This window comes from Streptomyces sp. NPDC050418, assembly GCF_044458745.1.
Lineage (GTDB): Bacteria > Actinomycetota > Actinomycetes > Streptomycetales > Streptomycetaceae > Streptomyces.
Genome location: NZ_JBITIG010000007.1, coordinates 152546 through 174299 on the forward strand (window position 1 = coordinate 152546; position 21754 = coordinate 174299).

The 21754-nt window shown below is 70.9% G+C and carries 18 protein-coding genes; 9 read left to right on the forward strand and 9 right to left on the reverse strand.

Features of this window, described 5'->3' with window-relative positions:
* Nucleotides 1-143: 143 nt before the first annotated feature.
* The 4 genes from ACIBI4_RS18415 to ssd are packed head-to-tail and all read right to left on the reverse strand — an operon-like array spanning nt 144 to nt 4067.
* Nucleotides 144-944 (reverse strand): type II secretion system F family protein, encoded by an 801-nt coding sequence (locus ACIBI4_RS18415; RefSeq protein ID WP_399204959.1) that lies wholly within the window; start codon nt 942-944, stop codon nt 144-146.
* Nucleotides 941-1828 (reverse strand): type II secretion system F family protein, encoded by an 888-nt coding sequence (locus ACIBI4_RS18420; RefSeq protein WP_399205292.1) that lies wholly within the window; start codon nt 1826-1828, stop codon nt 941-943. Before ACIBI4_RS18420 ends, ACIBI4_RS18415 begins: the two co-directional genes overlap by 4 nt.
* Nucleotides 1829-1842: 14 nt before the next feature.
* Complete coding sequence (locus tag ACIBI4_RS18425; RefSeq protein ID WP_399204960.1) at nt 1843-2988, reverse strand: TadA family conjugal transfer-associated ATPase; 1146 nt, start codon at nt 2986-2988, stop codon at nt 1843-1845.
* Nucleotides 2985-4067 (reverse strand): septum site-determining protein Ssd, encoded by a 1083-nt coding sequence (gene ssd, locus ACIBI4_RS18430; RefSeq protein ID WP_399204961.1) that lies wholly within the window; start codon nt 4065-4067, stop codon nt 2985-2987. The genes ACIBI4_RS18425 and ssd overlap by 4 nt, the downstream gene beginning before the upstream one ends.
* 500 nt (nt 4068-4567) lie before the next feature.
* Here ssd and ACIBI4_RS18435 point away from each other — a divergent pair, with 500 nt between their 5' ends.
* Nucleotides 4568-5413 (forward strand): HAD family hydrolase, encoded by an 846-nt coding sequence (locus ACIBI4_RS18435; protein ID WP_399204962.1) that lies wholly within the window; start codon nt 4568-4570, stop codon nt 5411-5413.
* Nucleotides 5414-5852: 439 nt separating this feature from the next.
* Here the strand turns inward: ACIBI4_RS18435 and ACIBI4_RS18440 are convergent, their stop codons facing one another.
* On the reverse strand, nt 5853-6665 hold the full coding sequence (locus ACIBI4_RS18440) for an oxidoreductase (RefSeq protein WP_399204963.1): 813 nt from the start codon (nt 6663-6665) through the stop codon (nt 5853-5855).
* Between the two features lie 101 nt (nt 6666-6766).
* On the opposite strand from ACIBI4_RS18440, the gene ACIBI4_RS18445 reads away from it, so the two are divergent.
* The gene (locus ACIBI4_RS18445; protein WP_399204964.1) at nt 6767-7750 is read left to right on the forward strand and encodes an ATP-binding protein; all 984 of its coding nucleotides are present in this window, start codon (nt 6767-6769) and stop codon (nt 7748-7750) included.
* Here ACIBI4_RS18445 and ACIBI4_RS18450 read toward each other — a convergent pair.
* Nucleotides 7739-9052, reverse strand: coding sequence for a hypothetical protein (locus ACIBI4_RS18450; protein WP_399204965.1), 1314 nt, complete (start codon nt 9050-9052; stop codon nt 7739-7741). The genes ACIBI4_RS18445 and ACIBI4_RS18450 overlap by 12 nt on opposite strands.
* Before the next feature lie 300 nt (nt 9053-9352).
* On the opposite strand from ACIBI4_RS18450, the gene ACIBI4_RS18455 reads away from it, so the two are divergent.
* The 6 genes from ACIBI4_RS18455 (at nt 9353) to ACIBI4_RS18480 (ending at nt 17252) form a co-directional block, all read left to right on the forward strand.
* A complete protein-coding gene (locus ACIBI4_RS18455) occupies nt 9353-11647 on the forward strand; it encodes a bifunctional SulP family inorganic anion transporter/carbonic anhydrase (RefSeq protein ID WP_399204966.1) in 2295 nt (764 codons plus the stop codon).
* A 187-nt stretch (nt 11648-11834) separates the two neighbouring features.
* Nucleotides 11835-13802, forward strand: a complete 1968-nt coding sequence (gene acs, locus ACIBI4_RS18460) for an acetate--CoA ligase (RefSeq protein WP_399204967.1) — start codon at nt 11835-11837, stop codon at nt 13800-13802.
* Between the two features lie 211 nt (nt 13803-14013).
* The gene (nhaA, locus tag ACIBI4_RS18465) at nt 14014-15411 is read left to right on the forward strand and encodes a Na+/H+ antiporter NhaA (RefSeq protein ID WP_399204968.1); all 1398 of its coding nucleotides are present in this window, start codon (nt 14014-14016) and stop codon (nt 15409-15411) included.
* A gap of 59 nt (nt 15412-15470) precedes the next feature.
* The gene (locus ACIBI4_RS18470; RefSeq protein ID WP_399204969.1) at nt 15471-15983 is read left to right on the forward strand and encodes a phage holin family protein; all 513 of its coding nucleotides are present in this window, start codon (nt 15471-15473) and stop codon (nt 15981-15983) included.
* Nucleotides 15980-16906 carry an alpha/beta fold hydrolase gene (locus ACIBI4_RS18475; protein WP_399204970.1) on the forward strand — a complete coding sequence of 309 codons (927 nt, stop codon included), beginning with the start codon at nt 15980-15982 and terminating at the stop codon, nt 16904-16906. The genes ACIBI4_RS18470 and ACIBI4_RS18475 overlap by 4 nt, the downstream gene beginning before the upstream one ends.
* 154 nt (nt 16907-17060) lie before the next feature.
* A complete protein-coding gene (locus tag ACIBI4_RS18480; protein WP_399204971.1) occupies nt 17061-17252 on the forward strand; it encodes a hypothetical protein in 192 nt (63 codons plus the stop codon).
* A gap of 41 nt (nt 17253-17293) precedes the next feature.
* On the opposite strand, the gene ACIBI4_RS18485 is transcribed toward ACIBI4_RS18480, so the two are convergent.
* The 3 genes from ACIBI4_RS18485 to nth form a co-directional block, all read right to left on the reverse strand.
* On the reverse strand, nt 17294-18490 hold the full coding sequence (locus ACIBI4_RS18485) for a MarP family serine protease (protein ID WP_399204972.1): 1197 nt from the start codon (nt 18488-18490) through the stop codon (nt 17294-17296).
* Nucleotides 18491-18629: 139 nt separating this feature from the next.
* The gene (locus ACIBI4_RS18490) at nt 18630-19328 is read right to left on the reverse strand and encodes an NUDIX hydrolase (protein ID WP_399204973.1); all 699 of its coding nucleotides are present in this window, start codon (nt 19326-19328) and stop codon (nt 18630-18632) included.
* Between the two features lie 79 nt (nt 19329-19407).
* Nucleotides 19408-20235: an endonuclease III gene (nth, locus tag ACIBI4_RS18495; RefSeq protein ID WP_399204974.1), complete on the reverse strand. Its 828-nt coding sequence runs from the start codon at nt 20233-20235 to the stop codon at nt 19408-19410.
* 230 nt (nt 20236-20465) lie between these two features.
* Here nth and ACIBI4_RS18500 point away from each other — a divergent pair, with 230 nt between their 5' ends.
* Entirely contained in the window at nt 20466-21638 is a 1173-nt protein-coding gene (locus ACIBI4_RS18500) for a sensor histidine kinase (RefSeq protein WP_399205293.1), read from the forward strand.
* The last annotated feature ends 116 nt before the right edge of the window (nt 21639-21754 follow it).

Here is a 21754-nt window from a genome sequence, read left to right on the forward strand (position 1 = left end):
GCCTCCTGATCTCCGACGCCCGCCACTCCACAGCGACGTCCCTGCCCGCATGGCCCGCCACCCCACAGCGACGCCCCAGCTCCAACACCCGCCAACCCGCAGCGACCTCCCAGCCCCCAACGCCCGCCTGGCCACAGCCCCCTTCACACCCCCCGCAAGATCTCTCCCGCAAGCCCCACCACCACAGGCACGACCCCCAGCACCAGGAACGCGGGCAGGAAACACAGCCCCACAGGAGCTGTCACCGCGACGGCCGCGCGGTGTGCCCGTGTCACGGATGCCCGAGCCGCGCGGTCGCGGCAGTCCGATGCCACCCGTGCCACCTGTTCGGCCGCCGGGGCTCCGGAGTTCCAGGCCCGCTGCAGACAGCGGGCCAGCGCTCCCGCCTCGGGTATCGAGGCCAACCGCCCCCAACAACGCTCGGGTTCACCCCCGAGCCTCAACTCGGTGGCCACCCCGGCCAGCCGCTCCCCGACCGGCCCGCCGATCGACTCCCCCACCGCTCCGGCCGCCTCAGCCGGCCCCGCACCGGCGGCGATGCACGCCGCCAACAGATCGGCTGCGAGCGGCAACTGGCGCCGCGCCTCCTCGCCCCCGTCCTCGGCCTCCACAGAACCCACACCCGTACCCGGAGCGGCCCGCCGATGCCCCCACCACCACACACCGCCCGCTGCCACGACGCCGGCCACCAGCCCACCCACGCCCCCGACGACGGCATACGCGAGACACGCAGCGCAGGCCACCGGTCCCCACCGCCTGACCGCCGCCTTGCGCGCAGGGTCAAGCGCCGCACGCCGCCGGACCCGTGGCTCGGTCTTCAGCAGCAGGCCGGCCCGTTTCCGCAGGGCTCGTTCACGCCGCCCGGCCAGTTCCGTGCTGACCACCACCGCGAGGAGCGCCACGCACAGCACCACCCCCAGCCTGTGGACAACTTCCCCGCTCACCGGTCCCCCTCCTTCGCCTTTCCGTGCGTCGCCCCTTCGGCCCGCCGCACAATGCGTCCCGTCCACCACAGCCCGGCCGTTTCGAGCGCCCCGCCCACGACCAGGCAGCCGATCCCGGCCGGTGTGTGCAGCAGTACGCCCAGCGGGTCGGCGCCCAGTGCGGTGCCCATCAGGAGGCCCAGCACCGGCAGGACCGCGAGCATCACCGCGGTCGCCCGCGCGGGTGCCAACTTGGTCTGCAGGTCGGCCTGTTGGTCACGCCGCGCCCGCAGCGCTCCCTCCAGCCGGTCGAGCCCTTCGGCCAGCCCCGCCCCGCTGTCGACGGCGACCTGCCAGCAGGCCGCGAGCCCACCGAGCCCCTCGGAACCGGGCGCACGCGCCACCTCCCGCAGGGAACCCGGCACATCCCCTCCGAAGCGCGCGGCCGCCAGGACCGCCGCGTCGGCCGCCCCGGCCCCGAGCCCGCCGGTGTCCCGAGCCGCCATGGCGAGGGCATCCGCGGGCTGCCGCCCGGCCCGCACCTCCGACCCCAGCGCCGCACAGAACGCGATCACCTGCTCGGCCCGCGCCGCCCGCTCCTTCGCCGCCTGTCGTCGCCGCAGTACACGCGCGACGACCGGCACCGCCAACCCGCCGAGCACCAACGGCAGTACGGACCTCCCGGCCAGCCCCACCGCCGCCCCCGCGGCCACGCACCACCACTCGGGCCGAGCCCGCACCCGCACCCAGGCCCACCACCGCTCCCACGGAGGCATCACCACGGGCTCCAGTGCCCCGACCGCGACCAGCCCTCGGGCCCGCCGCAGTCCGCTCTCCTGCGCCGCCGCCAGCCACACCGCTGCCCCCGCACAGAACGCCGCCGCATACGCGGGCGTCCCCCACATCACCGGCACCTCGCTCACGGCTCACCGCCGATCAGCGCCCGCAGCCGCTCCCAGCCCTGGTCGTAGACGAACGCCCGCTCGCCCCACCGCAGCGCCGGCACCGTCCGCACCAGCCCCGCCGCGTCCCGCTCCAGGACGTGTACCTCCGCGATCCGGCGCCGCCCGCCCCGGTCCCGTACGAGATGGAGCACTACGGACAAGGCCGCAGCGAGCTGACTATGGAGTGCCGCCCGATCGAGCCCCGCCGCCGTGCCGAGCGCTTCGAGGCGCGCGGGCACATCGGCGGCCGCGTTGGCATGGACGGTCCCGCACCCCGCGTGTCCGGTGTTGAGCGCGGCGAGCAGGTGCACGACCTCCGCCCCGCGCACCTCACCCACCACGAGCCGGTCGGGACGCATCCGCAGCGCCTGCCGCACCAGGTCCTCCAGGGTGACCCGGCCCGCGCCTTCCTGGTTCGCGACCCGGCACTCCAGCCGTACGACATGGGGGTGATCGGGCCTCAACTCGGCCGAATCCTCCGCCAGCACGATCCGCTCCCCCGGCCCCGGCAGCCCGAGCAACGCGGCCAGGAGCGTCGTCTTGCCGGAGCCAGTCCCGCCGCTGATCAGGAACGACGCCCGCGCCTCGATCAGCGCCCGCAGCACCCGGTCGCCCCCGGGCGGCACCGTCCCGGCGGCCGCCAGTTCGGTGAGCGAGAACGCCCTGGCCCGCACCACGCGCAGCGACAGGCAGGCCGACCCGACGGCCACCGGTGGCAGAACGGCATGCAGCCGTGTGCCGTCGGGGAGCCGCGCGTCCACCCAGGGCCGCGCATCGTCCAACCGCCGCCCCGCCACCGCGGCAAGCCGCTGGGCGAGCTGCCGTACGGCCTGCGCGTCGGTGAACGTCACCGGCGTGAGCTCCAGTCCGCTGCCGCGGTCCACCCACACCCGGTCGGGCGCGGAGACCAGCACATCCGTCACCCGCGGGTCCGCGAGCAGCGGCTCCAAGGGCCCGGCGCCCACCAGCTGGGAGCGCAGTTCGCCCACGACACCGAGCAGTTCGCTGTCGCCGAGTACCTTCCCCTGCTCGCGCAGCGCCTGCGCGACACGCGCCGGGGTCGCCTCCGCCCCCGATTCGGCGAGCCATTGCCGTACGCCGTCGAGCAGCGCCCCGCTCATGACGCCCCCTCCACGGGTACGCGCTCCCAGAAGGAGGAGCAGAACCGTGCCAACGGTTCCTTCGGCTCGGCCGCCGGTGTGCCGCCGTTCACCACATGAGCGTCCAGCGGCAGTTCGCCGACCAGCGGAAGGTCGAGCATCCGCGCCATCTCCTCCGCGCCGAGCCCGCCGGTGAACGGCCCGCGGACCACCGCCCGGAGGTCCTTGAGGACCATGCGTGCGGCCGACGCCACCCGTTCCGCCGCGGCCAGCGCCCGCAGCTCGGCCGGCACGACCATGAGCCCGAGATCCAACTGCTGCAGCGCCTCGGCCACGCCCTCGTCGACGCGCCGCGGCAGATCGACGACGACCACGCCGCCCCGTCTGCGCGCCGCCGCGAGCACCGCGCGCATCGCCTCGGGCGGGATCCGCAGCATGTCGCCGCGGTCCCAGCTGAGGACACGTAAGGAACTGAGCTCCGGCAGCGACTCCTCCAGCGCCGCGCTCCCCAGCCGCCCCCGCGACTGCGCGAACGCGGGCCAGCGCAGACCCTGCGCCGATTCGCCTCCGAGCAGCACATCGAGCCCGCCGCCCAGTGGATCACCGTCGATCAGCATGGTGCGCCGCCCCGCCCGCGCCGCGGACACCGCCAGAGCGCACGCCAAAGTAGAGGCACCGGCCCCACCGCGGCCGCCCATCACCCCGACGGTCAGCGCGGGGCGCCCCACTCCTTCGACGACATCGGCGATCCGGTCGACGATCCACTGCTCGGCATCGGGCAGCCGCAGCACATGGTCGGCGCCGATCTCCACAGCCCGCTGCCACACCCCGGGATCGTCCTGATCCCGGCCCACCAGACAGACGCCCCGCCTCCGCGTGGCACCGCGCACCCGGCGGGCCGCGTCGTCCCCCACCAATACAAGGGGAGCGCTCTCCCAGCTGTCCCTGCGCTCGGGCACACCGTGATGCACCTCGGCGCGCGCGCCCGCCGCGGCGCACAGCCGCAGCAGGTCGTCGAGCAGCTGGGCGTCCTCCGTCACGATCAAAGGCCCGCGCCGCTTCCCTTCGGCCGGCCTGCCTTCCGCAATGGCTTCCGCCATGTCCCCACCTCTTCCGTCCGTCGTGCCCCACGGGACGTCCGACGTCGAACGTCCGTATGCGCTGCGAACAACGTGAATGGCCGCGAAGTTCGCAAGCAGGAATCACGATGAGCCGAGCCGGAAAATGATGTGGATCTTGGTCGAAATCTGTGGACAACCGAAGCGTTGTGAATAACTCCATCACCCGAAGCGGTGAGTTCTCCACGACTTCCGCAGCGCAGCGCAACCGCTACGCACCGTCACGAGTCTCACCGTGCGGAGGAAGGCGCCGGCTCGGCGCGGGAAGGGGTCGCGCGGCGCGAGAAGACAAAGAAAAAGGGGCCCGAACCGGGCCCGGACATGCGACGACCCCCGCCGGGGGGGAGAGCGGGGGTCGTCCCCACGGCCGACTCGGGGGGGGAGGAGCCGGACCGGGTTAGCACGGTCGCGAACGATCCGTGACTTCCATGGTGTACCCGAGAGCCTTCTCAGGCAAACCCACGCGCCCCAGCTTACGCCGAATGGTGGGCGCCTATGCTCGACCCGTGGATAACCACTCGCTGCCCCGCACAGCCGCCTTCTTCGACCTGGACAAGACGGTCATTGCGAAGTCGAGCACGCTCACGTTCAGCAAGTCCTTCTACCAGGGCGGGCTGATCAACCGCCGAGCGGTGCTGAGGACTGCGTATACCCAGTTCATCTTCCTCGCGGGCGGCGCCGACCACGACCAGATGGAGCGCATGCGCGAGTACCTCTCCGCGCTGTGCAAGGGCTGGAACCAGCAGCAGGTCAAGGAGATCGTCGCCGAGACGCTGCACGATCTGATCGACCCGATCATCTACGACGAGGCCGCCTCGCTCATCGAGGAGCACCACCTCGCCGGGCGCGACGTCGTCATCGTGTCCACGTCGGGCGCCGAGGTCGTCGAGCCGATCGGCGAGATGCTCGGCGCGGACCGTGTGGTGGCGACGCGGATGGTGGTCGGCGACGACGGCTGCTTCACCGGCGAGATCGAGTACTACGCGTACGGGCCGACGAAGGCGGAGGCCGTACGCGAGCTCGCCGCGTCCGAGGGGTACGACCTCGAACGGTGCTACGCGTACAGCGACTCGGCCACCGATCTGCCGATGCTCGAATCGGTCGGCCACCCTTACGCGGTCAACCCCGACCGCGCCCTGCGGCGCGAAGCGCTCGCGCGCGACTGGCCGATTCTCGACTTCCACCGGCCCGTCCGGCTCAAGCAGCGCGTGGGTCGGCTGACCGTTCCGCCGCGCCCGGCGCTCGTCGCGGCGGCCGCGGTCGGTGCGGCGGCGGCCACCGCGGGGCTCGTCTGGTACGCGAGCAAGCGCCGCGCCCTCGCCACTTGAGCCCGGGCTGACCTGCACCGTCGTCACACAGCACACAGGCGCCCGTTTCGCACCTGTTTGAACCTAAAAGTAAAGAAGTGCGCTCAGGGGTTCCGCTTCCCCCGGTACAGGAGTACAAAGGACTCAACGGCCCGCGAGACCAAGGACATCCGAGAGGATCACCTTTAACGCAACCAAGGCCCCACGGACCGAGCATGGAAGCCGAGCACCCACGCGACGTCGACCCGTCGATTACGGGCCAGCCGCACCAGGCAACGGGCAAAGTTCCCCGACCTGATGGGCAAATATCGAGGACGCTTGGTAACTGGGCGGACATGCCAGCGGCGGTACCGATTCCGGTACCGCCGCAACCCTGTTCAGGGGACTTTCAAGCCGGCCCGGGCGCCGAAACCCCAGCCCTGAGGCTCAGGCCACCGCGACCCTCAGGCCACGCCGCCCCTCAGGCCGCCCCCCGCTGAAGCGCCTCGCACACCGCGGTCGACTCGCGCGCACCCAGCCCAACCGCCTTGGCGCAGTGCCCGATCCAGGCCGCCATCCCCTCCGGCGTCCCCGACACGTACCCCTCGAGCGCTGCCACGTACGCGGCCCGCCCCAGCTCCGCGTGTCCCACCTCGGCCGGGCAGACCGACTTCGGGTCGAGCCCGCTGCCGATCAGTACGATCCGCTCCGCCGCCCGCGCCACCAGACCGTTGTGTGCGCCGAACGGACGCAGCGCCAGGAGCTCGCCGTGCACGACGGCCGCCGTGACGATCGCCGGCGCCGAACTGCCCTTGATGATCAGCTGCGCCAGACCGTCGAGCCGGCCGGCCACCTCGTCCGCATCGGGCAGCGGGAGTTCGACGAGCGACTCGTCGACCGGCTCGCCCTTCTGGCGCGGACGCCCGACCGTCTCATCCTGCACACCCGCGGCCACCAGGTGCAGCCGGGCCAGGACGCGCAGCGGTGACTGGCGCCAGATGGAGAGGAGTTGACCCGCCTCGGCCGTCAGCCGCAGCGCCGCGCCGACCGCACGCGCCTCGTCGTCGCCGCTGAAGTCGCTGCGCCGCCGGACCTCCTCGAGCGCCCAGTCCGCACCGGCCAGCGCGGCCGAACCGCGCGCACCGCGCAGCGCCGCCTCGGAGGTGATCTCGGTGCTGCGCCGGCGCATGACCCGGTGCCCGTAGACCTGGTCCACGGCCTTGCGTACGGAGGCCACGGAGTCGGCGACGGTGGGCAGGTCGCCGAGGGTGGCGAGCGGATCGGCAGTACTCATGAGTAAGACAGTACGCAGCAAAGCCCCGCACTCCACGAAGGAGTGGTCTTCTTCACGCGACACCAATGCGCAGTGCATTCATCCGACTACGCTTGGTGAACATGAAAATTGCTTTCGTTGGGAAGGGCGGCAGCGGGAAGACCACGCTGTCCTCTCTCTTCATCCGCCATCTCGCCACCACCGGCGCCCCGGTCATCGCCGTCGACGCCGACATCAACCAGCACCTCGCCGCCGCGCTGGGGCTCGACGAGGACACGGCCGCCGCGCTGCCCGCGATGGGCGCGCAGCTGCCGCTCATCAAGGACTATCTGCGCGGCAGCAACCCGCGGATCGCCTCGGCCGAGACGATGATCAAGACGACGCCGCCCGGTGAGGGCTCGCGTCTGCTGCGGATCCGCGAGGACAACCCGGTCTACGAAAACTGCTCGCGCGAGCTGGAACTCGACGGCGGAGCGGTCCGTTTGATGGTCACAGGGCCTTTCACCGAATCCGATCTCGGCGTCGCCTGCTACCACTCGAAGGTCGGGGCGGTGGAGCTCTGTCTCAACCATCTCGTCGACGCCCGCGACGAGTTCCTGGTCGTCGACATGACGGCCGGTTCCGACTCCTTCGCCTCCGGCATGTTCACCCGCTTCGACATGACGTTCCTGATCGCGGAGCCCACCCGCAAGGGCATCTCGGTCTACCGGCAGTACAAGGAGTACGCCCGCGACTTCGACGTCGCCCTCAAGGTCGTGGGCAACAAGGTGCAGGGACAGGACGACATCGATTTTCTACGGGAGGAAGTTGGCGACGACCTATTGGTGACCGTGGGCCACTCGGACTGGGTGCGCGCGATGGAGAAGGGCCGGCCGCCCCGGTTCGAGCTCCTCGAAGCACCCAACCGGGAGGCGCTCGAGACGATGCGCACGGTCGCCGACGCTGCGTACGAGCGTCGGGACTGGGCGCGGCACATGCGCCAGATGGTGCACTTCCACCGCAAGAACGCGGCGAGTTGGGGCAATGCGAAAGCCGGGGCCGACCTGGCGGACCAGATCGACCCCGGCTTCGTCCTCGACGAGCGGGCCGTGCTGTCAGTGAGCTGAGCCGTGGTCCTGCGCCGGCTTCGCCGCCGGCGCGCCCGGCACGCCCTTCGGGGCCGGGGCGGGCTGCTGTCCGGACAGGAAGGCCGCCCAGCCCTGCGCCGGCGCCTGGCCCACCTTCAGTTTCGTCATCTTCTGCAGGACCTTCGGGTCCTGTGCGTCCAGCCAGTCCGCCAACTGACGGAAGGAGACACAGCGGACATCGCGCTTCGTGCAGACGCTCTCGATCGTCTCCTCGATGGCGCGCATGTAGGCGCCGCCGTTCCAGGATTCGAAGTGGTTGCCGATGATCAGCGGCGCCCGGTTGCCGTTGTACGCGCGGTCGAAGCCCGCCAGCAGACCGTCACGCATCTGGTCGCCCCAGTACTCGTGCTTGGACGGGTCGCCCTGCGTGGTCGTGCCGGACTGGTTGACCATGAAGTTGTAGTCCATGGTCAGCGTCTCGAAGGCGCGGCCGGGTACGGGGACCAGCTGCATCGACAGGTCCCACAGGCCCTGCTTCTTCTTGGGCCAGACCTGGTCGTTGACGCCGCTGGTGTCATAGCGGAAGCCGAGCTCGCGTGCCGCGCGGGTGAAGTTCTTCTGCCCTTCCAGGCAGGGGGTGCGGGCGCCGATCAGCTCCTTGTCGTAGTCGAACGGGAGCGGGGAGGCCTTCGTGGCACCGGAGTTGGTCTTCCACGCCTTCACGAAGGACTTGGCCTCCGCGATCTCGTGCTTCCACTCCTCGACCGACCACTCGCCGACACCGCCGCCCTTGCCGCAGAAGTGACCGTTGAAGTGGGTGCCGATCTCGTTGCCCTCGAGCCAGGCGCCGCGCAGCTGCTCCACGGTGTCCTTGATCCCCTGGGCGTCACCGAAGCCGATGTCCGAGCGGCCTGCCGCGTGCTGCGGCGGCTCGTACAGCTCCTTCTTTTCCTCCGGGAGGAGATACACGCCGCTGAGGAAGTAGGTCATGGTGGCGTCGTTGGCCTTGGCGACCTTGCGGAAGTGCGAGAAGAGCTTCTGGCTGTCCTCGCCCGCGCCGTCCCAGGAGAAGACCACGAACTGCGGGGGCTTCTGGCCCGGCTTGAGGCGCTTCGGCTTGGGCAGGTGCGGCTGGCTTCCGGTGTACGCGGTCGAGCCGTCGCCGATCAGGCGGTTGACGCTGCCCGGGGCGGGGACCTTCGGGGCGTTCTGCGCGCCCGCGGCCCCCTTCTTCTTCGCGCCTTCGCCGGTGCCGGACTCTCCGCTCGAGCAGCCGGCCAGCGCCACGACGAGTGCCGTGGTCGCGGCCAGACCCGCGGCGAGCCTCTTGGTGGCGGCCATGCGCCCACCTCTTCCTTCGGATCTCGGGGTGATCGGGGTTGGGGCGCGGCCAAGGTCGCATGCAGATTGCTCCGTTTTGGTACGACAAGCCGATGAATCACACCATTCACTGAAGAGAGTTAAGGATTAGCCCATTTGCACCGAAAGTACGGTCGAACCCTTTACTCTCCATTACGATCCGTTTACCGAGAGTTGAGAGAAGTCCCGCCGCAGTACGCCGTGACCCACGGCCGCGCCCGCCCCCGCTCCATGCACCGGGGGTTCCCAGCGACCGCGTAGCCCCGGAGGAGACGGGAATCCATGCCTGCCGACGTCCCCAGCCGCCCCCACGGCGCCCGCCGCCGTTTCCACCTCGCGGGCGCCGATGTGTCCGCCTCGATCTCCGTCTTCCTGATCGCGCTGCCACTGTCCCTGGGCATCGCACTCGCCACCGGCGCCCCGCTCCAGGCGGGTCTGGTGGCCGCCGCCATCGGCGGTCTCGTGGCCGGCCGCTTCGGCGGCTCGCCCCTGCAGGTGTCCGGTCCTGCCGCCGGACTCACCGTGGTCACCGCCGACTTGATCCAGCAGTACGGCTGGCGCACCACCTGCGCCATCACCGTGATGGCCGGTCTGGCGCAGCTGGGCCTGGCGTATCTGCGCGTGGCCCGGTCGGCGCTGGCCGTCAGCCCCGCGATCGTGCACGGCATGCTGGCCGGTATCGGCATCACCATCGCCGTGGCCCAGCTGCACATCGTGCTCGGCGGGTCGCCGCACAGTTCCGTGGTCGACAACGTACGAGACCTGCCGCGGCAGTTGGCCGATCTGCATCCGGCGGCGCTGTCCATGAGCGCGATCACGCTCGTGGTCCTGATCGCCTGGCCGCGGATCCCCACGCGGGCCGGTGAGCTGCTCCGCAAGGTGCCCGCCGCGCTGGCCGCCGTCGCGGCCGCGACCGCCGTGGCCGCGTTCGCCGGGCTCAGCCTGCCGCGGGTCGATCTGCCCTCGTGGAGCAATCACGCGCTCGTCGGACTGCCCGAAGGGCCCGTGCTCGGGCTGATCGCCGCCGTCCTGACGATCACGCTCGTCGGCAGCGTCGAGTCGCTGCTCTCCGCGGTCGCCACCGACAAGCTGGCCTCCTCGCGGCGGGACGCGATGCCGGTGCCGCGGGCCGACCTCGACAAGGAGCTGCGCGGGCAGGGCCTGGCGAACATCGCCTCCGGCGCGCTCGGCGGGCTGCCCGTCACCGGCGTCGCGGTGCGCAGCACGGCGAACGTGCGGGCGGGCGCGGTGAGCCGCAACTCCGCGATGCTGCACGGGCTCTGGGTGATCATCGCGGCGCTGCTGCTCGTGCCCGTGCTCGATCTGATCCCGCTGGCCGCGCTCGCCGCGCTGGTGATGGCGATCGGGGTGCAGATGGTCTCGATCAACCACATCCGCACGGTCACCCGGCATCGCGAGGTGCTGGTGTACGCGGTGACGACGGTCGGGGTCGTCTTCCTCGGGGTGCTCGAAGGGGTGGCCATCGGCGTCGCGGTCGCCGTCGGCGTCGCGCTGCACCGGCTGGCCCGTACGAGGATCACGCACGAGGAGCGGGAAGGCGTCCATCATGTGCGGGTGCGCGGGCAGTTGACGTTCCTCGCCGTGCCGCGCCTGAGCCGTGCGCTGCACCAGGTGCCGCACGGGACGGACGCCGTGGTCGAGCTGGACGGCTCGTTCATGGACCACGCCGCGTACGAGACCCTGCAGGACTGGCAGGACTCGCACACCGCGCGCGGCGGGAAGTCCGAGCTGACGGGGCGTTCCGGGCCGCTGACCGCGCCCACGCACGGCAAGGGGAAGCGGGGCGTGGCCGAGGAGCACTCGTGCTGCGGGCCCTGGACCCCGTGGCGCAACCACAGCTGCGCCCCGGAGCGGACCGAGCTGCAGGGCACGCGTCAACTGGCCAGCGGGATCAGCGCGTTCCAGCGCAATACGGCGCCGCTGGTGCGCAGTGAGCTGGCGCGGCTCGCACGGGAGGGGCAGCGGCCCCAGCAGCTCTTCCTGACCTGCGCGGACTCCCGGCTCGTCACGTCGATGATCACGTCGAGCGGCCCGGGCGACCTCTTCGTCGTACGGAACGTGGGCAATCTCGTGCCGCTGCCCGGCGCCGAGAGCGGGGACGACTCGGTGGCGGCGGCGATCGAGTACGCCGTGGACGTACTGGAGGTGCAGTCGATCACCGTGTGCGGGCACTCCGGCTGCGGGGCGATGCAGGCGCTGCTCAACGCGCCGCCCGGTCCGGCCGATTCACCGCTGCGGCGCTGGCTGCGGCACGGGCGGCCGAGTCTGGAGCGGATGGCGGGCGCCGAGCACGCCTGGGCGCGGCTCGCGGGGCGGCAGCCGGCCGACGCGGTGGAGCAGCTGTGCCTGACCAATGTGGTGCAGCAGCTGGCGCATCTGCGGGAGCATCCGGCGGTGGCCCGCGGGATCGCCGAGGGCCGCCTGGAGCTGCACGGCATGTACTTCCACGTGGGTGAGGCGCAGGCCTATCTGCTCGCCGAGCCCGAGCGGCTCTTCGACCGCGTGGCGGCCGTCGAGGCGCCATCGCCGCAGGCCGTGCCCACGACGGCCGGGTGAACCGAATCCCTCCCCTGTCCGTGCGAAGGTGTGGCTCCTCCGCGTAGCCGTGCGAGGAGCCGCCCTCCGCGCCACACCCTCAACAGGTCTAAACCAATCAGCCGTAGGCCCTTGTCACCGGCAGGGTCCGTCTGATGAGCTGTGGCCTGGGACACAACGGACACCCACCCTGGGAAAGGGAGCTGTCGTGAGCAACGAATCCTTGGCCAACCTGCTCAAGGAAGAGCGCAGGTTCGCGCCGCCCGCCGACCTGGCCGCGCACGCCAACGTCACCGCGGAGGCGTACGAGCGGGCCAAGGCCGACCGGCTCGGTTTCTGGGCCGAGCAGGCCCGTCGGCTGACCTGGGCGAACGAGCCCACCGAGACGCTCGACTGGTCGAACCCGCCCTTCGCGAAGTGGTTCGCGGACGGCAGCCTGAACGTGGCGTACAACTGCGTGGACCGGCACGTCGAGGCGGGCAACGGCGACCGCGTCGCCATCCACTTCGAGGGCGAGCCGGGCGACAGCCGCGCGATCACCTACGCCGAGCTCAAGGACGAGGTCTCCCAGGCCGCCAACGCGCTGACGTCCCTCGGCGTCCGGGCCGGCGACCGCGTCGCCATCTACATGCCGATGATCCCGGAGACCGCCGTCGCGATGCTGGCCTGTGCCCGCGTCGGCGCCGCGCACTCGGTGGTCTTCGGCGGTTTCTCGGCCGACGCGCTCGCGACCCGGATCCAGGACGCGGACGCCAAGGTCGTCATCACCTCCGACGGCGGCTACCGCCGTGGCAAGCCCTCCGCGCTGAAGCCGGCGGTGGACGCGGCCATCGAGAAGCTGCCCGACACGGCCAACGTCGAGCACGTCCTCGTCGTGCGCCGCACCGGCCAGGAGGACATCGCCTGGACCGAGGGCCGTGACGTGTGGTGGCACGAGCTGGTCGGCGGCCAGTCCACCGAGCACACCCCCGAGGCCTTCGACGCCGAGCACCCGCTGTTCATCCTCTACACCTCGGGGACGACGGGGAAGCCGAAGGGCATCCTGCACACCTCCGGCGGCTACCTCACGCAGGCCGCGTACACGCATCACGCGGTCTTCGACCTCAAGCCCGAGACCGACGTCTACTGGTGCACCGCCGACGTCGGCTGGGTGACCGGCCACTCGTACATCGTCTACGGGCCGCTCGCGAACGGCGCCACGCAGGTCATGTACGAGGGCACCCCGGACACCCCCCACCAGGGCCGCTTCTGGGAGATCGTGCAGAAGTACGGCGTCACGATCCTCTACACCGCGCCGACCGCGATCCGGACGTTCATGAAGTGGGGCGACGACATCCCCGCGAAGTTCGATCTGAGCTCGCTGCGGATCCTCGGTTCGGTCGGTGAGCCGATCAACCCCGAGGCCTGGATCTGGTACCGCAAGCACATCGGCGGCGACAACTGCCCGATCGTGGACACCTGGTGGCAGACCGAGACCGGCGCCATGATGATCTCGCCGCTGCCGGGCGTCACCGAGACCAAGCCGGGCTCCGCGCAGACCCCACTGCCGGGCATCTCGGCGACCGTCGTGGACGACGAGGCGGGCGAGGTCCCGAACGGCGGTGGCGGCTACCTGGTCCTGACCGAACCGTGGCCGTCGATGCTGCGCACCATCTGGGGCGACGACCAGCGCTTCATCGACACGTACTGGTCGCGTTTCGAGGGCAAGTACTTCGCCGGTGACGGTGCCAAGAAGGACGACGACGGCGACATCTGGCTGCTCGGCCGGGTCGACGACGTGATGCTGGTGTCCGGGCACAACATCTCCACCACCGAGGTCGAGTCCGCGCTCGTCTCGCACCCGTCGGTCGCCGAGGCTGCCGTCGTGGGCGCGGCCGACGAGACCACCGGACAGGCGATCGTGGCCTTCGTGATCCTGCGCGGCGGCGCGGCGGAGAGCGCCGACCTGGTCGGCGAGCTGCGAAACCACGTGGGTGCCACGCTCGGTCCGATCGCCAAGCCCCAGCGGATCCTGCCGGTGGCCGAGCTGCCGAAGACCCGCTCCGGCAAGATCATGCGCCGCCTCCTGCGGGACGTCGCGGAGAACCGGGCCGTCGGTGACGTCACGACGCTGGCCGACTCCTCGGTCATGTCGCTGATCCAGTCCAAGCTGCCCTCGGCGGGTTCGGAGGACTGACCCCGTTCCCGTACGCACGAGAGGGGCACCTGGCAGCGCGCCGGGTGCCTTTTTCGTGCGTAAAGTAACGATCACCAGATTTGTCCTTGCGGCCGCCCTGTAACGTAGAGACCGCGTAAAGAGCGCGATAAGAACACAGGGTGTGCCGGGAAGTCTGGTCGGCGACTGCTTCAGCGATCCGTCGTTGCCGTACCGACCAGGAGGTCCTCCCGTGGCCGCGCCCAGCAAGAACAACCCGAAGGCCCTCGGCCGGCTCTCCCTGCCCGAGCGCTCCTTCGTAGCGGACGCACTGCGGACCGAGACCGTCGGCGGCGTGCTGCTGCTGGTCGCCGCGATCGTGGCGCTGATCTGGGCGAACACCCCGCTGAGCGACAGTTACGCCTCCGTGCGCGACTTCCACATCGGCCCCTCCGCGCTCGGCCTCGACCTCTCCATCCAGCACTGGGCGGCCGACGGACTGCTCGCCGTCTTCTTCTTCGTCGCCGGTGTCGAGCTCAAGCGCGAACTGGTCGCCGGTGATCTGCGCGATCCGAAGGCCGCGATCCTGCCGGTCGTCGCCGCGCTCTGCGGCATGGCGGTGCCCGCGCTCGTCTACGTCCTGACGAATGTCGTCGGGGACGGTTCGGCCAAGGGCTGGGCGGTGCCGACCGCCACGGACATCGCGTTCGCACTCGCCGTGCTCGCCGTGATCGGCACCTCGCTGCCGTCCGCGCTGCGCGCGTTCCTGCTCACGCTCGCCGTGGTCGACGACCTCTTCGCGATCATGATCATCGCGGTCTTCTTCACCGACAGCCTCAACTTCGCGGCCCTCGGCGGCGCCGTCGTCGGCCTCGTCATCTTCTGGCTGCTGCTGCGCAAGGGGGTGCGCGGCTGGTACATCTACGTGCCGCTCGCCCTGGTGATCTGGGGCCTGATGTACAACAGCGGCGTGCACGCCACCATCGCCGGTGTCGCGATGGGCCTGATGCTGCGCTGCACCCGCAAGGACGACGAGCAGCACTCCCCCGGCGAGCACATCGAGCACCTCGTACGACCCGTGTCGGCCGGACTCGCCGTCCCGCTGTTCGCCCTGTTCAGCGCGGGAGTCTCGGTCTCCGGCAAGGCGATCACGGATGTGTTCACGCAGCCCGAGACGCTCGGTGTGGTGCTCGGTCTTGTGGTCGGCAAGACCGTCGGCATCTTCGGCGGTACGTGGCTCGCGGCGCGCTTCACCCGGGCGGAACTCAGCGAGGACCTGTCCTGGCCCGATGTGTTCGCGGTGGCCTCGCTCGCCGGCATCGGCTTCACCGTCTCGCTCCTGATCGGCGAACTCGCCTTCAAGGGCGACACCGTCATGACCGACGAGATCAAGGCGGCCGTGCTGCTCGGCTCGCTGATCGCGGCGGTCATCGCGACCGTCCTGCTGAAGATCCGCAACGCCAAGTACCGCAGGATGGTCGAGGACGAGGAGCGCGACGACGACCTCGACGGCATCCCCGACATCTACGAGCAGGACAACCCCGCGTACCACCTCCGTATGGCCGCGATCTACGAGAAGAAGGCCGCCGAGCACCGCCGTCTCGCCGAACTGAGCCCCGCCGGAAGCGGTGAGGACGAGAGTCCGGCATGATCTGACATGGCCGTAACCGACAAGTAACGCCACGCCAGATCTGAAGAGGGAGACCCGCGATGAGCGCAGCCGATGGCGGCGACCGCAGCCTGGGGCAGTTGGTCGCCTCGGCTACCAGCGAGATGTCCGCGCTGATCCACGATGAGATCGCGCTGGCCAAGGCGCAGTTGAGCAGGGACGTCAAGCGGGTCTCGCTGGGCAGCCTGATCATCGGTGCCGGGGCGGTCGTCCTGATCTTCTCGCTGCCCATGCTGAGCTTCGCGCTCGCGTACGGGTTCAACAGCTGGACCGGCGGCTTCAACGGCCAGGGCGGCTGGAACCTCGCCTGGTGCTTCCTGCTCTCCTTCACGGTCAGCGCGATTCTGTTCGGACTGCTTGCCTTCGTGGGCGTGATCCTCTTCAAGAAGGCCAAGAAGGACGAGGGCCGCAAGGAGATCGCCGCCTCCGCCAAGGAGACCGCCTCCGTCCTCGGCAACGTCAAGCCGCATCCGCGCGCCGTCGACGCCGCGGCCAGGGGCGAGCTGACCCGTGCCATCGAGGACGCCAAGCCTGTGGCACGCTCGTCTTCATGACGGACCCCGCGACTTCAACCTCCGTAGTACGCCTCGACGGCCCCTGGACGCACCGGGACGTCGCGGCGAACGGGGCCCGTTTCCATATCGCCGAGATGGGCGACGGCCCGCTCGTGCTGCTCCTGCACGGCTTTCCGCAGTACTGGTGGACCTGGCGGCACCAACTGCCCGCGCTCGCCGAGGCCGGTTTCCGCGCGGTCGCGATGGATCTGCGCGGCGTCGGCGGCAGCGACCGCACGCCGCGCGGTTACGACCCGGCGAACCTCGCGCTCGACATCACCGGCGTCGTACGGTCCCTCGGCGAGCCGGACGCCGCGCTGGTCGGGCACGACCTGGGCGGCTACCTCGCGTGGACCGCGGCCGTGATGCGCCCCAAGCTGGTGCGCCGGCTCGTGGTCTCCTCGATGCCGCATCCGCGGCGCTGGCGTTCGGCGATGCTCGGTGACGTGCGGCAGACCCGGGCCGGCTCGTACATCTGGGGCTTCCAGCGGCCGTGGATCCCGGAGCGTCAACTGGTCGCCGACGACGGCGCCTTGGTGGGCGAGCTGATCCGCGACTGGTCGGGGCCGCGCCTTCCGGACGACGAGGCGGTGGCCACGTACCGCAGCGCGATGTGCATTCCGTCGACGGCGCACTGCTCGATCGAGCCGTACCGCTGGATGGTGCGCTCCCTGGCGCGACCGGACGGCATCCAGTTCTACCGGCGGATGAAGCGGCCGGTGCAGGTGCCGACGCTGCATCTGCACGGCTCGCTCGACCCGGTGATGCGGACGCGGAGTGCGGCGGGGTCGGGCGAGTACGTCGAAGCGCCCTACCGCTGGCGGCAGTTCGACGGGCTCGGGCACTTTCCGCACGAAGAGGATCCGGCCGCGTTCTCGACCGAGCTGGTCAACTGGCTGAGGGATGCCGAGCCGGACCGGTAGACCGCGTTCCGTGCCGGGCAGGCGGCCGCGCGCCGCGTCCTGTCGCGGGCGTCCGGCGAACACCCGTGCTTCGAACGGCCTTTGCCCCGCGCATAAGCCAATTGAGTGGCGTGCGCGCGGTTACCGACCATGAGGCACGGGCAGAGGTCGGGGTATGGGCTGGACGCACGACTACAGTGACGCAGCACGCAACCGCCGCTCGGCCTCGGGGCCGAACCCGTTCCAGGGAGGCGGCCCACAGGGCCAGGGTCACCGGTCCTCCGGAGCGGCGATCGGGATTCCCCGTATTCTGCGCCGCCGCGCCCGCTGGGTGTCGGCGCGGCTGCGGCATACGTCGAGGGCGTGACCATCCCGTCGCCCTGATCACCTCCCCCGCCTCCGCGGGAGTTACAGCGCACACCTCTGGCTGTCGACCTGCTGGTTCGCCTTGCGGCCCTGGGTGATGTCGTCACGGATCTCGTCGACCGTGAGCGCGTAGCCGGTGTCGGGGCTGTCCAGGGACTTCGCGAAGATCACCCCGTACACCTTGCCGTCCGGGGTCAGGAGCGGGCCGCCGGAGTTGCCCTGGCGGACGTTCGCGTACAGCGAGTAGACGTCGCGGCGGACATTGCCCCGGTGGTAGATGTCCGGTCCGCTCGCGTTGATCCGGGCGCGGACGCGGGCCGAGCGGACGTCGTACGGACCGTTCTCCGGGAAGCCGGCGACGATCGCGCCGTCGCCCGTGCTCGCGTCGCGGTCAGTGAACTGCAGGGGCCGGGCGTCGAGATCCGGGACGTCGAGGACGGCGATGTCCCGCTCCCAGTCGTAGAGCACCACCGTGGCGTCGTATTTGCGGCCCTGGCCGCCGATCTGCACGACGGGCTCGTCGACGCCGCCGACCACATGCGCGTTGGTCATCACGCGACGGTCGGCGAAGACGAAGCCGGAGCCCTCCAGGACCTTGCTGCACTCGGTCGCCGTGCCGAGGACCTTCACGATCGAGCCCTTGGCGCGGGCCGCGACGGGGCTGCCGGCGAGCTTGGGGTCGGGCGGGCGGACCTCGGTGATCGGCTCGTTGGCGAAGGGGCTGAAGACCTGCGGGAACCCGTTCTGCGCGAGCACCGAGCGGAAGTTCGTGAACCAGGTGTCGGCCTGGCCCGGCAGCGCGCGGTCGATCCCGGTGAGCACCTTGGAGTTACGGACCTCCTTGCTCACCGTCGGCATCGTGGTGCCCGCGAGGAGCGAGCCGATCAGCCAGCTGACGATGAGCAGGGCCAGGACGTTGACCACCGCGCCGCCCGTGGCGTCCAGGGCTCTCGCGGGGGACCAGGTGATGTAGCGGCGCAGCTTGTTGCCCAGGTGCGTGGTGAAGGCCTGGCCGACCGAGGCGCAGACGATCACGACGACGACCCAGACCACGACGGCCGTGGTGCCCGCCTGCTCCTCCGTGAACTGCTTCCAGATCACGGGCAGCACATAGAGCGCGACGAGACCGCCGCCGAGGAAGCCGAGCACCGAGAGGATGCCGACGACGAAGCCCTGCCGGTAGCCGACGATCGCGAACCAGACCGCGGCGAGCAGGAGCAGGATGTCCAGCACGTTCACCGAATCACGCCTCGCCTCGCGTCACAGTCGCCACTCCTCGGCTGTCGGGTCTCCCGGGACCGTCCCGGGCCGGGCACAGGTCCCGGAGTCTCTGCCTGGCCACAGGCCCGGTCTGCGCCGGGCACGAGGGCCAAGCCTGTCATGCGCGCCAGTCGAGAGGGACCTGCTTCGTGCGGTCCCACGGCAGCTCCCAGCCCGCATAGTGCAGGATCCGGTCGATCAACCCGGCGGTAAAACCCCAGACCAGAGCCTCGTCGACCAGGAATGCGGGACCTTCGTGGCCGCGCGGATGGACCGAGGTCACGCGGTACGCGGTGTCCGTGAGATGTGCCACGGGAACCGTGAAGACCCGGGCCGTCTCGGCCGGATCCACCACGCCGACCGGGGTCGGCTCGCGCCACCACGCAAGGACGGGGGTGACGACGAAACCGCTGACCGGGATGTACAGCTTCGGCAGCACCCCGAAGATCTGGACGCCCGTGGGGTCGAGTCCGGTTTCCTCCTCGGCCTCGCGCAGCGCGGCGCGCAGCGGACCGTCGCCCGCCGGATCGCCGTCCTCCGGGTCGAGCGCGCCGCCCGGGAACGACGGCTGGCCCGCGTGCGAACGCAGCGAACTGGCCCGCTCCATGAGCAGCAGCTCCGGACCTCGCTCGCCCTCGCCGAAGAGGATCAGGACCGCCGACTGGCGGCCCGCGCCGCTCTCGGGCGGCAGGAAGCGGCTGAGCTGCTTCGGCTCGATCGTCTCGACCGCGCTCACCACCGGGTCGAGCCACTCGGGCAGCCCCTTGCTGGACACGGTCACGTCACCGCCGTACGTACCGCTGCTTGCGTGCGTCATGCCTCACCCCCGTACGAAGCCCTCAACGCACCGACGGCGCCCGATCGTTCCCCCGGCCGCCACCCCGGTCGTTCCCCCGTCACGCAGCCCCCATCGGCGGCGCGGCCTGCCCCGGGTAGTCCGGCGGGGGCTTCAGGCGCTGGCCGGGCAGCCCGCCCTTCTCGTACTTCAGGAGCTTCTTCGCCTTCTCCGGGTCGATCTCCCCTTCCCCGTACGACGGGCAGAGCGAGGCGATCGGGCAGGCGCCGCAGGCGGGCTTGCGGGCGTGGCAGATGCGGCGGCCGTGGAAGATGATCCGGTGCGAGAGCATCGTCCAGTCCGACTTCGGGAAGATCTCGCAGATCAGCGCCTCGACCTTCTCCGGGTCCTCCTCGTCGGTCCACTTCCAGCGGCGCACGAGGCGGCCGAAGTGGGTGTCGACGGTGATGCCGGGGACGCCGAAGGCATTGCCCAGGACGACGTTCGCCGTCTTGCGGCCGACGCCCGGCAGCTTCACCAGGTCCTCCAGGCGGCCGGGGACCTCACCGCCGTGCTCGTCGCGCAGGGCCTTGGCCAGGCCCATGATCGACTTGGTCTTCGCGCGGAAGAAGCCCGTGGGGCGGATCAGCTCCTCGACCTCCTCGGGGTTGGCCGCGGCCAGGTCCTCGGGGGTCGGGTACTTCGCGAACAGGCCCGGCGTCGTCTGGTTCACGCGCAGGTCCGTGGTCTGCGCCGACAGGACGGTGGCGACGAGGAGCTCGTACGGATTCTCGAAGTCCAGCTCCGGGTGCGCATACGGATAGACCTCGGCGAGCGCCCGGTTGATCTTCCGGGCCTGCCGCACCAGGCCGGTCCTGGTCTGCGGGGCCTTGGCCTTCCTGATCACCGGAGGGCCCGTGGCACCCGGCTCCTTGTCGCTCTTCGCCATGCCACGAGGGTACGGGGAGGGGGTGACAGCGGGTGGGTTGTTCACATTCCCGTCCGGCTCGCTGTCCGCTCCGTACGAAATGAGAATGGTGGCGACGGTCGGTTGCGGAGAGGGGTGCGGTGCGAGTGGACGCGGAACGGGCCGCAGGGGCGGAGCCTGCCGTCGGGCCGGCCGCCGGGCTGCCGCCGGCGGAGGAGGCCGATCCCGACGCGGGCTGGCTGACCGTCGTCATGCACCTGACGTTCTTCGCGCTGCACGGGACGGCCCTGATCCGCTTCATCTACCGGCACCCGCCGTCGGTGAACACCACGGTCGTGATCATTCTCGCCGCGCTCCTCGCCGTCCTGTACGCGACGGGCATGGGCCGTGACGCGTACGCGGCGAAGAACCCGTCCGCCCGGCGCCCGCAGTCGTGGCGGGTCGCGTGGCTGGCCGCCGTGGTCGTGGTCTGGGCGGTCCTGGTGGAGTTGGCGCCCAGCTTCGCGTGGGTGGCCGTACCGCTGATCTACGCGGCGCTGCGGATCCTGCCGCCGGTCGCCGCGTGCGTCCTGGTCGGGGTCCTGACCCTCTTCGTGATCATCGCGCAGATCACGCTCGCGCCCCGCTTCGACCTCGACCTCGTCATCGGCCCGGCGGCCGTGGCCGGGTTCGCCACCGCCGTGTTCCTGCACATGAAGCGGCTCGCGCAGCGGCAGCGGCTGCTGATCGACGACCTGATCCGTACGCGCCGCGAGCTCGCCGCCACCGAGCGGCGGGCCGGCACGCTCGCCGAGCGGCAGCGGCTGTCCATCGAGATCCACGACACCCTCGCGCAGGGCCTGTCCAGCCAGCAGATGCTGCTGCAGGCCGCCGAGCGGACCTGGGACCGGGATCCGGCCAAGGCGCACGGGCACGTACGGGCCGCCACGAAGATCGTCGAGCACAACCTGACCGAGGCCCGGCGCTTCGTGCACGACCTGGCGCCCGCGGACCTGGCGCTCTCGGGCAGCCTGCCGGACGCGTTGCGGGCGCTGGCCGAGCGCGAGAGCGACGAGCGGCTGCGGGTGTTCGTGCACCTGGAGGGGCAGCCCGAGCACGAACTGCCGGAACGCGTGCAGTCGACGCTGCTGCGGGTCGCACAGGGAGCGCTGGCTAACGTGCGGGAGCACGCGCGGGCCTCCACGGCCGTCCTGACGCTGACCACGCTCGACGACCGCGCTGTGCTCGACATCGCCGACGACGGCCGCGGCTTCGACCCGGCCACGCTGCCGGACACGCCCGATGGCACCCGCGGGCACGGCCTTCCGGCGATCCGGGTGCGGGTGCGGCAACTGGGCGGGACGCTGGCGGTGGAGTCGGCACCCGGGGAAGGGGCGGTGCTGACGGTGACGGTGCCGTTGGGGGGTGCGCGGGTGGACGGGTGAGAGGGGGTGTGCGGTGGGGTGTGCGGTGGCGTAACCGACTGACCCTTATGCCCTATTTGGGCGATTTATTGCCGCTCGCGTCGGCCCGTTCGAGCCGTGTTCGCCCACAGCAGAAT

What these genes read in the sequence shown, in the direction of transcription:
- ACIBI4_RS18420 (WP_399205292.1), bottom strand. Translation starts at nt 1,828, where the DNA reads ATGTGGGGGACGCCCGCGTATGCGGCGGCGTTCTGTGCGGGGGCAGCG.
- ACIBI4_RS18425 (WP_399204960.1), bottom strand. Translation starts at nt 2,988, where the DNA reads ATGAGCGGGGCGCTGCTCGACGGCGTACGGCAATGGCTCGCCGAATCG.
- ssd (WP_399204961.1), bottom strand. Translation starts at nt 4,067, where the DNA reads ATGGCGGAAGCCATTGCGGAAGGCAGGCCGGCCGAAGGGAAGCGGCGC.
- ACIBI4_RS18435 (WP_399204962.1), top strand. Translation starts at nt 4,568, where the DNA reads ATGGTGGGCGCCTATGCTCGACCCGTGGATAACCACTCGCTGCCCCGC.
- ACIBI4_RS18440 (WP_399204963.1), bottom strand. Translation starts at nt 6,665, where the DNA reads ATGAGTACTGCCGATCCGCTCGCCACCCTCGGCGACCTGCCCACCGTC.
- ACIBI4_RS18445 (WP_399204964.1), top strand. Translation starts at nt 6,767, where the DNA reads ATGAAAATTGCTTTCGTTGGGAAGGGCGGCAGCGGGAAGACCACGCTG.
- ACIBI4_RS18450 (WP_399204965.1), bottom strand. Translation starts at nt 9,052, where the DNA reads ATGGCCGCCACCAAGAGGCTCGCCGCGGGTCTGGCCGCGACCACGGCA.
- ACIBI4_RS18455 (WP_399204966.1), top strand. Translation starts at nt 9,353, where the DNA reads ATGCCTGCCGACGTCCCCAGCCGCCCCCACGGCGCCCGCCGCCGTTTC.
- ACIBI4_RS18470 (WP_399204969.1), top strand. Translation starts at nt 15,471, where the DNA reads ATGAGCGCAGCCGATGGCGGCGACCGCAGCCTGGGGCAGTTGGTCGCC.
- ACIBI4_RS18475 (WP_399204970.1), top strand. Translation starts at nt 15,980, where the DNA reads ATGACGGACCCCGCGACTTCAACCTCCGTAGTACGCCTCGACGGCCCC.
- ACIBI4_RS18480 (WP_399204971.1), top strand. Translation starts at nt 17,061, where the DNA reads ATGGGCTGGACGCACGACTACAGTGACGCAGCACGCAACCGCCGCTCG.
- ACIBI4_RS18490 (WP_399204973.1), bottom strand. Translation starts at nt 19,328, where the DNA reads ATGACGCACGCAAGCAGCGGTACGTACGGCGGTGACGTGACCGTGTCC.
- nth (WP_399204974.1), bottom strand. Translation starts at nt 20,235, where the DNA reads ATGGCGAAGAGCGACAAGGAGCCGGGTGCCACGGGCCCTCCGGTGATC.
- ACIBI4_RS18500 (WP_399205293.1), top strand. Translation starts at nt 20,466, where the DNA reads ATGCACCTGACGTTCTTCGCGCTGCACGGGACGGCCCTGATCCGCTTC.